Origin of the sequence: Nocardioides nanhaiensis (genome assembly GCF_039542785.1) — a bacterium.
Classification (GTDB): domain Bacteria; phylum Actinomycetota; class Actinomycetes; order Propionibacteriales; family Nocardioidaceae; genus Nocardioides; species Nocardioides nanhaiensis.
The window spans coordinates 180,579-191,120 of sequence record NZ_BAABIM010000005.1 but is presented as its reverse complement, the minus strand read 5'-3'; the positions used below and the strand labels follow the sequence as shown (position 1 = coordinate 191,120).

Sequence of the window (10,542 nt, the reverse complement as noted above, 5' to 3'; positions counted from 1 at the left end):
CGACGGCCCCGGACCACAGTGGTCCGGGGCCGTCGGCGTCCCCGAGGGACGATCCGGCAGGCTGGTCGGCGTGACGGTGCTGCTGGCCCTGGGGGGCGCGCTGGCCTACGGGCTCTCGGACTTCGTGGGCGGCACCGCCTCCCGGCGCACCTCGCCGTGGTCGGTGGCCCTGGTCGGCGCCTGCGTCGGCGGACTCCTGGTGCTGCTCGGTGCGCTCCTGCTGGGCGGTGACCCGCGCCCCGCCGACCTGGGGTGGGCGGCGCTCGGTGGCCTGGGCAACGGCATCGGGACGGCGTTCCTCTACCGCGGGCTCGGCACCGGCAGGATGGGCGTGGTGGGGCCGGTCTCCGCCGTGGGGGCCGCGGTGGTGCCGGTCCTGGTCGACGTCGTGGGCGGCCAGCGGCTGCCCACCCTGGTGTGGCTCGGCGTCGTGCTGGCCCTGCCCGCCATCTGGCTGGTCTCGCGCGAGCCGGCCGCCGCGGGGGCGATCACCGCGACGCGCGGACCGCGCACCGCCGTCGGCCTGCTCGACGGCATCGTGGCCGGCGCCGGCTTCGGCACGTTGTTCGCCGCCCTGGCCCAGGTGCCGCCCGAGGCCGGGTTGCTGCCGGTGGCGTTCAACCAGCTGGTGGCCGCCGTGCTGGTCGTGGCGGTCGCGTCGACCATGCGCGTGTCCTGGGTGCCGCGACACCGCGCCGCCGGGCTGGGCGCGGTGTGCGGCGCGCTGGGGTCGGGGGCGACCGTGCTGTTCCTGCTCGCCAGCCAGCGCGGCAGCCTCACCGTGGCCGCGGTGCTGACCGCGCTCTACCCCGCGTTCACGGTGCTCCTGGCCACCGCCGTGCTGCGCGAGCGCGTCCACCGTGGTCAGGCGTGGGGGCTGCTGCTGAGCGCCACGGCGGTCCTGCTCGTCGTCGCAGGGTGAGGGGGACCCACCACCTGCGCGGCGTTGTTGCACCGAGAGCCGGGCTTCGCCGTTAACGCACGACGATCCGGTGCCCCTGCCTAGGTTCCGCGGATGAGATCCCCCCTCGCCCCTCCCCCCTCACTGCGCAGCCTGCGCCGCGACCTCGTCGGCGCCGCCGCGATCGCCGTGCTCACGGCATCGACGCTCATGGCGCCCGGCGCCGGCGCCGGCGCCGCCGACCCCCAGCCCCGCATCGTCGGCGGCTCGTCGGCCGACCCCGCCCAGCATCCCTGGCAGGTGCTGCTCGAGCCCGGTGACCAGATCTGCGGCGGCAGCGTCGTGCACCCACGCATCGTCCTGACCGCGGCCCACTGCGTCGTGGGCGACGACGGCTCGGTCGTCGCCGCCGCCGACGTCGACGCCTACCTCGGCCGCCGCGACATCGACAGCGGTGGCACCGCGCTGCGGGTCCGCGACGTCCACGTCGCCTCCGGCTACGACGCGCAGACGTTGGCCGACGACTGGGCGCTGGTGACCCTGGGCAGCCCCGCTCCCGCCTCGAGCGTCATCACGATCGCCGGCGAGGGCGAGGAGTCCCTCTGGGCGCCCGGCCGGCAGGCGACGGTCTCCGGCTTCGGCGCGACGAGCCCGGGCGGCTCGGCCAGCCCCGTGCTGAAGCAGGTCACCCTCCCGCTGCGCGCCGACGCCGACTGTGCGGACGCCTACGACAACTACGACACCGACCTCATGCTGTGCTCGGGTGCCTTCGAGCTCGGCCAGGACTCGTGCCAGGGCGACAGCGGCGGGCCGCTGACCGTCTCCTCCACCCAGGGACGGCGCCTGGTCGGCGTCGTCAGCTTCGGCAACGGCTGCGGCGAGGGCGACCCGGGTGTCTACGTCCGACTCGGCGGCGAGCGGCTGCGCACGGCCATCACGGCGCTGGCCGAGGAGGCCCGCGACGCCGACCCGTCGGGCTTCCCCGGCTCCGACGCGACCCTGGACCTGTTCGGCTCCGGAGGCCGGGTGCCGGACGCGGCCACCGAGTGCGCGGACGCCGAGACGGCCTACGCGGCCGCGAAGACCGGGTACGACCGGGCGATCGCGACCGTCGGCGTCACCCGGCGCACCCTCGCCACCCGGCAACGCCAGCTGCGGGTCCTGCTCGACCGTGGCGCTCCCCGCCCGCGGATCGCCCAGGCACGCCGGGCGCTCACGGTGGCCGGCCAGCGTCACCGCGCGGCGTCCACGGCCGCCCAGCAGGCACGCAACGCCGCGGTCGCGGCCGCCGAGACCGTCGAGGAGCTCTGCGACTGACCGCCGCCGCGTTCACCGACACCGACACCCGCCCCGGCGGGGCCCGGTCCGGGTCCGGTCGGGGCGGTGGCCGTCCTCCGGCCCGGCTCAGCCGGGTGCGAAGGCCGGGGTCCAGCTGCGCGCGGCGCCCAGCCAGTCCTCCACCGGGTGCGAGGGGTCGTGTTGGTCCACCACGTGCACGCCGACCCGCACCCGCGGCGGGTTGCCCAGGCAGCGACGGGCGACCCAGGAGGTCATCGTGTCGGCGGCGTAGTCCAGCCGCACCCGGTAGCCGCACGAGGAGGGCTCCCCCACCGTGCCGTTCCAGCCGCGGCTGCGCACCAGCTGGTAGTCGGTGCCGTCGTGGAGTCCGGTGGTCAGGCGCCACTCCGGCCCGGCCACCGACCGGTTCGTGTCGTAGAAGACGGCCGCGCCCGCCGGGCCGCTGCGCGCGGAGCGGCGCAGGTCGGTGACCCGGACGACGACCACCACGCGGCGGGCGGTGTGGCGCAGGGTCACCTCGCGGACGTCGGCCAGCGAGGCGGTGGCGTCGGCGGGGTCGGTCAGGCGGACGCCGTCGGCGTGTGCCGGGACGGCCGTCAGCAGGGTGGCGCCGAGGGCACCGGTGGCAGCTGTCAGCAGCCACCGGCGCGCGGCGGGTCGGTTCCGGAGTCGGGCGGTCAGGGCGGGCACGGTGCCTCCAGGCTGTCGCGGACGTGGGGTCTGCTCAGGAGACGCACGACACCACCCGTGGGTTGCCTCCTCAGACGGGCCGCGCGAGCAGCAGCGCGAAGTCGCCTGCGGGATCGGTCCACCAGTGCTCGAGGTCCAGCCCGGCCGCGGCCAGCTCGGCGGCGATCCCCTCGCGGCGGAACTTGCTGGAGATCTCGGTGCGGATCTCCTCGCCGCGCTCCAGGAACACCTCGAGGTCCAGCGCCCGCACGTGCAGGCGCTGCTCGATCGTCGAGCGCAGCCGCATCTCGATCCACTCGTGCTCGGGCACCCACCGGGCCACGTGCTCGAAGCACGACAGGTCGGCGTCGGCGTCGAGCTGGCGGTTGATCACGCTCAGCACGTTCTTGTTGAACGCCGCCGTCACGCCCTGCGCGTCGTCGTAGGCGTCCACCAGGCGCTCGGGGTCCTTGACCAGGTCCAGGCCCAGCAGGAAGGCGTCGTCGCGGGTCAGCGCCGAGCGGACGCCGGCCAGGAACGAGGCGCGCTGCGCCGGGTCGAGGTTGCCGATGGTCGAGCCGAGGAAGGCCAGCAGGCACGGAGAGTCGCCGCCGGCGAGGCCGAGCTGACCCAGGTGACGCTCGAAGTCGCCCACCACCGGGGTGACGGCGACCTCGGGCATCTCGGCCGAGATCGCGACGCTGGCGAGCTCCAGCACCGCCGGGTCGACGTCGAACGGGACGAACCGCTGCAGGGTGCCGGCGCCGCGGAGGGTGTCGAGCAGCAGCCGGGTCTTCTCCGAGGTGCCGCTGCCCAGCTCGACCAGGGTGCGTGCGCCGGTGAGCGCGGCGATCTCCTCGACGTGCGCCTCCAGGATGGCGCGCTCGGTACGGGTCGGGTAGTACTCCGGCAACCGGGTGATCTGGTCGAACAGCTCGCTGCCGTGCGCGTCGTAGAAGTACTTCGGCGGCAGGGTCAGCGGGCGGCTCGAGAGTCCGTCGTGCACGTCGTGCGCCATCTGCCTGGCCAGGCTGCCGGCGTCGAGGTGCACCTCGGGCGGGGCGAGGGTCATGGGGTGGCTGCCTCTCGGGAGGAGTGGATGGGAGCGGGTGTGGGGGGCGGTGCGGGGTCGAGCGGCGTGACGACGACCTGGCCCGCGGGGGTGACCTCGAGGTGGTGCCGGTCGGGCACGTCGACCCAGCGCGGGTCGTCGTCGTAGGGCTCGCTGGCCACCACGACGCCGTCGGGGCGCTCGAGGTAGGCCATCGGGTCGCCCCAGCTGACGGCGAGCACCCGCTCGCCGTCGCCGAGGAGCAGGGAGAGCCGGGCACCGGGGTCGGCGGCGGCCACCTCGATGACCGTGGCGGCGAGCCGGTCGGGGCCCAGGGCCAGCACGTGCGCGGCCAGCACGGCGGAGTCGCAGACCGACTCCGCGTCGTGCCGGAAGGGCAGCACCGAGCGGTCGACGCGGCCGTTGTGCGAGACCAGCCAGCGACCGTCGGGTCCGCCGGCGAACGGTGCGGCGGCGGTCTCGTCGGGCGGCATGCCCACCGTGGCCGAGCGGACGGCGGCCACCACCGACCCGGCGTGCAGCAGCGGCGCGACGGCGGCGAACGCTGCGGCGTTCCACAGCGGCTGCGCCGAGCGCCAGCGCACGGGGTGCGGGTGGTCGGGGTGCGCGGGGTCGTGCCAGCCCACCCCCCAGCCGTCGGCGTTCACCAGCCCGTGGGACTGCCGACGCGGCTGGTAGCTCTGTCGCAGCAACCCGTGCTCGGGGGCGAGCACCAGGTCCGCCAGGCTGCGGGGCTCTCCCAGCCAGGCGAGGTGGCGGCACATCAGGCGTCCCAGGCCAGGCGCAGGCCGCAGAAGATCTGTCGGCGCTGGGGGTGGTCCCAGTTGCGGAAGGAGGGGCGCACCGCGGCGCCGTCGACGGCCCAGGAGCCGCCGCGCAGCACACGGTAGTCACCGCCGAAGAACGGGGCGCTGTAGTCGGCGTAGAGCATCGGCGTGAAGCCCGGCCACGCCTCGAAGCCCGAGGAGGTCCACTCCCAGACCTCCCCGATCATCTGCTCCACGCCGTACGCGGAGGCGCCGGCCGGGTAGGCGCCGACCGGGGCGGGGCGCAAGGCCGTGCCGCCGAGGTTGGCGAGCGCCGGGGTGGGAGCGGACTCCCCCCACGGCCAGCGGCGCCGTCGACCCTCGGGTGCGCCGTCGTGCCCGGCGGCGGGGTCCCAGGTGCAGGCCTTCTCCCACTCCTGCTCGGTGGGCAGGCGGGCGCCGGCCCAGGTGGCGAAGGCCTCGGCCTCGAAGAAGCTCACGTGCTGCACGGGCTCGTCGTCGGGCACCTGCTCGACGACGCCGAAGCGGCGTCGCGAACCGTCGGCGGCCCAGAACAGCGGGCGCTCCAGCCCTGCCTCGCACCGGTGCGCCCAGCCGCGCTCGGACCACCAGGCGGGGTCGTCGTAGCCGCCGGCGGCCATGAACTCGCGCCACTGCGCGTTGCTGACCGGCACCCGCGCGATCCGGAACGCCGGCAGGTCCACCTGGTGCGCCGGGCGCTCGTTGTCGAGCGAGAACGGCTCCTCGGTGCCGTCGACGCCCAGGCGGAAGGGGCCGGCCGGCACCAGGACGGCGTCCTCGCGGCGTGCCGCGGGCACCTCGCGACCCGCCGGCAGCGGGGCGCCGTGGCCCAGCAGCGGCTCGCCGTCGCGCAGCTGGTGAGTGGCCAGCATGGTCTCCACGTGCTGCTGCTCGTGCTGCTCGACCATGCCGTAACCGAACAGCTGCTCCTCGGGGGCGCGGTCGAGCCCGTCGAGCACCCGGTGGCGCACCTCGCCGAGGTAGCCGCGCGCCTCGCGCGAGCTCATCAGCGGCAGGCTCACCCGGGTGGCGCGGGGGTGCTCGAAGGCGTCGTAGAGCCTCTCGACCTGCGCCGAGATCAGGCCTTGACGGCGGGCGTCGCCACCGCGCAGCAGCCAGAGGTCCTCCTGCTGGCCGATGTGCGCGAGGTCCCAGACCAGCGGGCTCATCAGCGGGCTGTGCTGGGTGGTGAGCTCACGCTCGTCGAGGTCGGTCAGCGCCAGGGTGCGGGCGCGGGCGGTCTCCAGTCCGCGGGCGGCCTGCTCACGCACGGGCCTCCTCCTCCAGCAGTCGGGTCGGGCCGTCGGTCTCGGCGCGACGACGCAGCTCGTCGGCCGGGCTGCGGCCGTCGGCGGCCAGCTGGGCCAGCGCCTCGGCCTGGGCGCGCAACGCCGCCGGGGCGCGGCGCGCCGCCAGATCGGTGCACCCGGCCACCGCGCGACGCATCGCCGGGTCGGCCAGGCCGTCGCGGGCCGCGGTGGCCCACGCGCCGGCCACGGGCGCGCACAGCTCGGCGGCGGCGTCGGCGGCCACCGGGTCGTCGGCCAGGACGACGGCGAGGTTCGCCACGGCCGGCCACCAGCGGTCGGGCAGCGCGTCGAGGCAGCGCAGCTCCAGGTAGCCGCGGGGGCGCACGGGCGGGAAGAGCGTCGTCAGGTGGTAGTCGAGGTCGGCCCGGTCGGCTGCCCGCCCGAGCCGGGCGGGGTCGCGCAGCCAGTCGCCCAGGGTGATGCGCTCGGTGACCGGCACCGTGCCGTCGGGCTGGCGCAGCAGCATCACCGGTGCGTTGAGGGCGTAGAGCGCCCACGCCACGGTGGGCTCCCCCACCGGGATCGGGTCGCTGCGGCCGTGGTCGATGCCGTCCCAGCACTGCTGGCGCATCGAGTGCCAGCCAGAGGCACGCCCGCCCAGCCACGGCGAGGTCGAGGAGGCCGCCACCAGCATCGGCACCAGCGCCCGCAGGTGCGCCAGGCGACTGGACCACAGGGCCGGCGGACCGGCGTCGAGGTTGACCTGGAGCGCCGCGGTCGCCGTCATCATCGAGCGGCCGGGCAGGGAGCACCCGCGGCTGGCGAAGTGCTCCTCCATCGCGACGTAGCGCGGGTTCGGGTTGCTGCGCTCCACGGGGCGGGCCGGGTCCGCGCCGAGCGGCGCGGCACCCAGGCCGAGCGCCCCGGTGGCCTCCCGCAGCACCTCGCGGTCGGCCTGCAGCCACGCCACGGCGGTGCTGAGGTCGGGGGCCGGCGGGGTGGAGAGCTCCACCTGACCGCCGGGCTCGACGGTCACGGTGCTGCCGTGCGGGCACGGCGGCACGGTGGCCAGCAGCTCCTGGACCCGCGTCCAGTCCGGTCGACGGCCGGGGTCGGCGAGGTCCACCAGGTGCAGCTCCAGCTCGAGACCCACCCGACCCACGGGGCTGGGTGTGAGCGCTGCGGCCGCGATGTGTGCGCAGGCGTCGGCCACCGGGTCGGCCTCGTCGAGCGTGAGCTCGTCGCAGGCGAGGATCGGTGCGGTCATGAGGCCCCCTCCAGGTCCGGACCGGCCGGGCCACCGAGGTGGACCGACCGCGGGTCGGTGCGGGGGCGGCCGCGGGGCCGTCCCAGGTCGTGCACGTGCGGTGCTGTGGTGCTGTGGTGCTGCCGGTGCTGCTGGTGCTGTCGCCCACGACGGCGATCAGTCGTGGACGAGCCATCGGTACCCGATCGACGTCACGACATTCACCCTCGCGGGTGAACGATCGACCGCGTCACGGCGGGAGGCAGGTGAACCTGCCCCCAGCCCCGCTCAGGCGTCGGCGGCCTCGCGCTGCTTCTTGTTCGCACGGTGGTTGGCCACCCGGCAGCGGGTGGAGCAGAAGGCGCGGTCGGGCCGACCGTAGATGGGCTCGTCGCACCAGCCGCAGCGCCGCTCCCCGACCAGCGCCTCCAGCTGCTGGCGGAACCGCTGCAGGCTGCGCTCGGCCACCCGCACGTCCTCGAGCCAGCCGGGCACCCGGTCGAGGTCGATCTCCTCGAGCCGGTCGTAGGCGTCCAGGTCGCGCAGGGGGTCCTCGCAGCGCGTCACCAGGTCGGTGACGATCTTGTCCATGCCGGTGGCGATGTTGCGCCGTCTCGCTCGAGCCATGTAACGAATCTACCCGCTACAGGTGAATCGCGGGCGACCGACCCGACCCGCGAGGGATGCACACGTAGTTGATGTTGCGCCGGTACATCTTCACCGCGTGCACCACGTGGTACCGGCAGTGCTCCGCCCAGTCCCAGAAGGCGTCCTGGCTCTCGTCGTCGACCTCGATGGCGAGCGCCGGACGGTGCTCGGCGACCAGGCGCTCCGCTCCGGCGAGGACGGCCAGCTCCATGCCCTCGACGTCGATCTTGAGCAGCGTGACGCGCCCCTGCAGCGTCAGCGAGTCCAGCGGCACGACCTGCACCGGCGCCTCCCCCGCCTCACCGCGCTCGGCCAGCCGGGTGCTGCCCAGGTTGCGCCGGCCGGGCGTGTGGGGGAACAGCTCGGCCGGCTCCGCGCCCACCCCGTGGTCGACGTGGGTCAGGTCGACGGCGTCCAGACCGGAGTTGGCGGCCACGGTGCGGCGCAGCAGCAGGTTGGCGCGCGGGTTGGGCTCGAAGGGGTAGACCCGCCCGGCACCGGAGAGCGCGTAGAAGACGCAGTGGTTGCCCACGTTGGCGCCGACGTCGACCACGGTGGTGCCGCGCGGCACCATCTCCACGTGGCGCCGCAGCAGCCCCGGCTCGTAGAAGGAGCCACGGACCAGGTGCTTCTGCACCGAGTCGCCGGGGTCGTCGATGGCGAAGCGCACGCGACGACGCCGGAACGCCACCTCGGCCCAGCCGTCCGCGCCCGGTGCGGGCCCGGTGCCCGCGGCGTCGTCGCCACGTCGGTCTCGTCGTCCCCACAGGGCCATGCGTCCCGCCTCCCGATCGGCTCACGCGTGCGCGTCTCGGGCCACGCTCTCACGCCGGCGATGACGGGGCGCGCGCCTGGGCCCGGCGGGTCGGTCAGTCCAGGTAGTCGCGCAGGACCTGCGAGCGGCTGGGGTGACGCAGCTTCGACATGGTCTTGGACTCGATCTGGCGGATCCGCTCACGCGTGACGCCGTAGACCTTGCCGATCTCGTCGAGGGTCTTGGGCTGGCCGTCGGTGAGGCCGAAGCGCATGGAGACCACGCCGGCCTCGCGCTCGGAGAGGGTGTCGAGCACCGCGTGCAGCTGCTCCTGCAGCAGCGTGAAGCTGACGGCGTCGGCGGGCACGATCGCCTCGGAGTCCTCGATCAGGTCGCCGAACTCCGAGTCGCCGTCCTCGCCCAGGGGCGTGTGCAGCGAGATGGGCTCGCGGCCGTACTTCTGGACCTCGATGACCTTCTCGGGGGTCATGTCGAGCTCCTTGGCGAGCTCCTCCGGGGTGGGCTCGCGACCCAAGTCCTGCAGCATCTGGCGCTGGACGCGGGCCAGCTTGTTGATGACCTCGACCATGTGCACCGGGATGCGGATGGTGCGGGCCTGGTCGGCCATGGCGCGGGTGATGGCCTGGCGGATCCACCACGTGGCGTAGGTGGAGAACTTGTAGCCCTTGGTGTAGTCGAACTTCTCGACCGCACGGATCAGGCCCAGGTTGCCCTCCTGGATGAGGTCCAGGAAGAGCATGCCGCGACCGGTGTAGCGCTTGGCCAGCGAGACCACGAGGCGCAGGTTGGCCTCGAGCAGGTGGTTCTTCGCGCGGCGGCCGTCCTCGGAGATCCACTCGAGCTCCTCGAGGACCTTGGGGGAGATCTTGCCGCCCTTGGCCAGCTTCTCCTCCGAGAACAGACCGGCCTCGATGCGCTTGGCCAGCTCGACCTCCATCTCGGCGTTGAGGAGCGGGACCTTGCCGATCTGCTTGAGGTAGTCCTTGACCGGGTCGGCGGTGGCGCCGGCCACCATGACCTGCTGCTCGGGCTCGTCGGTGTCGTCGGCGGCCGAGACCACGAAGGAGGCGGACTTCTCGTCCTCCTTGATGGTGGGGTCGGCCTTGACGTCCTTCTCGAACTGCTCGTCGGGCACGTCGGGCAGGACCTTCTTGCCGTCGGGGCCCACCACCTCGGCGGCCGCCGTCGGCGTCGCAGCGGCGGTGGCCCCCGCCTTCTTCGCGGGGGCCGCCTTCTTGGCCGGTGCGGCCTTCTTCGCCGCCGCCTTCTTCGCCGGGGCGGAGGTGGTCTTCTTCGTGGGCGCCGGCGCGGCGGCCACGCGGCCACGGGCAGCGGCCGGCGGCATCGCCACCGAGACGCCGACCGAGCTCAGGTGGGCGAGCAAGCCCTTGAGGTGCTGGGGCTCGATGCCGGCGTCGTCGCTGGCGCGACGCACCGCCTCGGGCGATACCGCACCACTCTCGGCACCGGCATCGATGAGTGCGGTGACGGCCGGGTGGGTGAGGACCTCAGCGGGGACCTTGCGCGCGTTCGAGGACACGAACACCTCTCGTCGGAAGGAACTGGACCGCCACCAGGACGGTCGATGTCTGACTGTGGGCGCGACGAACACCGGAGGTGTCAAGAGCCGCACGTTTATTGTGGCACGCCGTGGGTGAGGGTCGTGAACCGACACCGCCCCGCGAGCGCACGGCGCTCTCAGCGAACGCTCAGGCACCGCTCAACGTCACCTCAGCGCACGGAGGGCAGCATCGCGCGGGTGCCCGGCTCACGCCTGCTTGGCGGCGGCCTTCTTCTGCTTCTTGGCGGCCCGTGCGTTGGCTGACGTTGGTTGTCGAGGGCCGCCGCGCGCTGACCTGCGACGACGCGACTACCAGCGTTGGGAAGCGTTGGA

10 protein-coding genes are annotated in these 10,542 nt (G+C 74.4%); 2 read left to right on the top strand and 8 right to left on the bottom strand.

Going from position 1 to position 10,542, the window contains the following annotated elements; all coding sequences use genetic code 11:
* Nucleotides 1-70: 70 nt before the first annotated feature.
* Both ABD948_RS20610 and ABD948_RS20605 read left to right on the top strand, forming a co-directional pair.
* The gene (locus tag ABD948_RS20610; RefSeq protein WP_345271761.1) at nucleotides 71-922 is read left to right on the top strand and encodes an EamA family transporter; all 852 of its coding nucleotides are present in this window, start codon (nucleotides 71-73) and stop codon (nucleotides 920-922) included.
* 93 nt (nucleotides 923-1,015) lie between these two features.
* Nucleotides 1,016-2,218: a S1 family peptidase gene (locus ABD948_RS20605; protein ID WP_345271760.1), complete on the top strand. Its 1,203-nt coding sequence runs from the start codon at nucleotides 1,016-1,018 to the stop codon at nucleotides 2,216-2,218.
* Between the two features lie 87 nt (nucleotides 2,219-2,305).
* Here ABD948_RS20605 and ABD948_RS20600 read toward each other — a convergent pair whose 3' ends face one another.
* The 8 genes from ABD948_RS20600 to ABD948_RS20565 all read right to left on the bottom strand — a co-directional run bounded on the left by ABD948_RS20600 (nucleotide 2,306) and on the right by ABD948_RS20565 (nucleotide 10,194).
* Entirely contained in the window at nucleotides 2,306-2,890 is a 585-nt protein-coding gene (locus ABD948_RS20600) for a hypothetical protein (RefSeq protein WP_345271759.1), read from the bottom strand.
* A gap of 70 nt (nucleotides 2,891-2,960) precedes the next feature.
* Entirely contained in the window at nucleotides 2,961-3,941 is a 981-nt protein-coding gene (gene egtD, locus ABD948_RS20595; protein WP_345271758.1) for an L-histidine N(alpha)-methyltransferase, read from the bottom strand.
* The gene (gene egtC, locus ABD948_RS20590; protein ID WP_345271757.1) at nucleotides 3,938-4,705 is read right to left on the bottom strand and encodes an ergothioneine biosynthesis protein EgtC; all 768 of its coding nucleotides are present in this window, start codon (nucleotides 4,703-4,705) and stop codon (nucleotides 3,938-3,940) included. The genes egtD and egtC overlap by 4 nt, the downstream gene beginning before the upstream one ends.
* Nucleotides 4,705-6,000 (bottom strand): ergothioneine biosynthesis protein EgtB, encoded by a 1,296-nt coding sequence (egtB, locus tag ABD948_RS20585; protein ID WP_345271756.1) that lies wholly within the window; start codon nucleotides 5,998-6,000, stop codon nucleotides 4,705-4,707. The genes egtC and egtB overlap by 1 nt, the downstream gene beginning before the upstream one ends.
* Nucleotides 5,993-7,246, bottom strand: coding sequence for an ergothioneine biosynthesis glutamate--cysteine ligase EgtA (gene egtA, locus ABD948_RS20580; RefSeq protein WP_345271755.1), 1,254 nt, complete (start codon nucleotides 7,244-7,246; stop codon nucleotides 5,993-5,995). The genes egtB and egtA overlap by 8 nt, the downstream gene beginning before the upstream one ends.
* Before the next feature lie 267 nt (nucleotides 7,247-7,513).
* On the bottom strand, nucleotides 7,514-7,852 hold the full coding sequence (locus ABD948_RS20575; protein ID WP_345271754.1) for a hypothetical protein: 339 nt from the start codon (nucleotides 7,850-7,852) through the stop codon (nucleotides 7,514-7,516).
* Between the two features lie 16 nt (nucleotides 7,853-7,868).
* Nucleotides 7,869-8,648 (bottom strand): FkbM family methyltransferase, encoded by a 780-nt coding sequence (locus ABD948_RS20570; RefSeq protein ID WP_345271753.1) that lies wholly within the window; start codon nucleotides 8,646-8,648, stop codon nucleotides 7,869-7,871.
* A 94-nt stretch (nucleotides 8,649-8,742) separates the two neighbouring features.
* Entirely contained in the window at nucleotides 8,743-10,194 is a 1,452-nt protein-coding gene (locus ABD948_RS20565; RefSeq protein ID WP_345271752.1) for an RNA polymerase sigma factor, read from the bottom strand.
* Nucleotides 10,195-10,542: the final 348 nt, after the last annotated feature.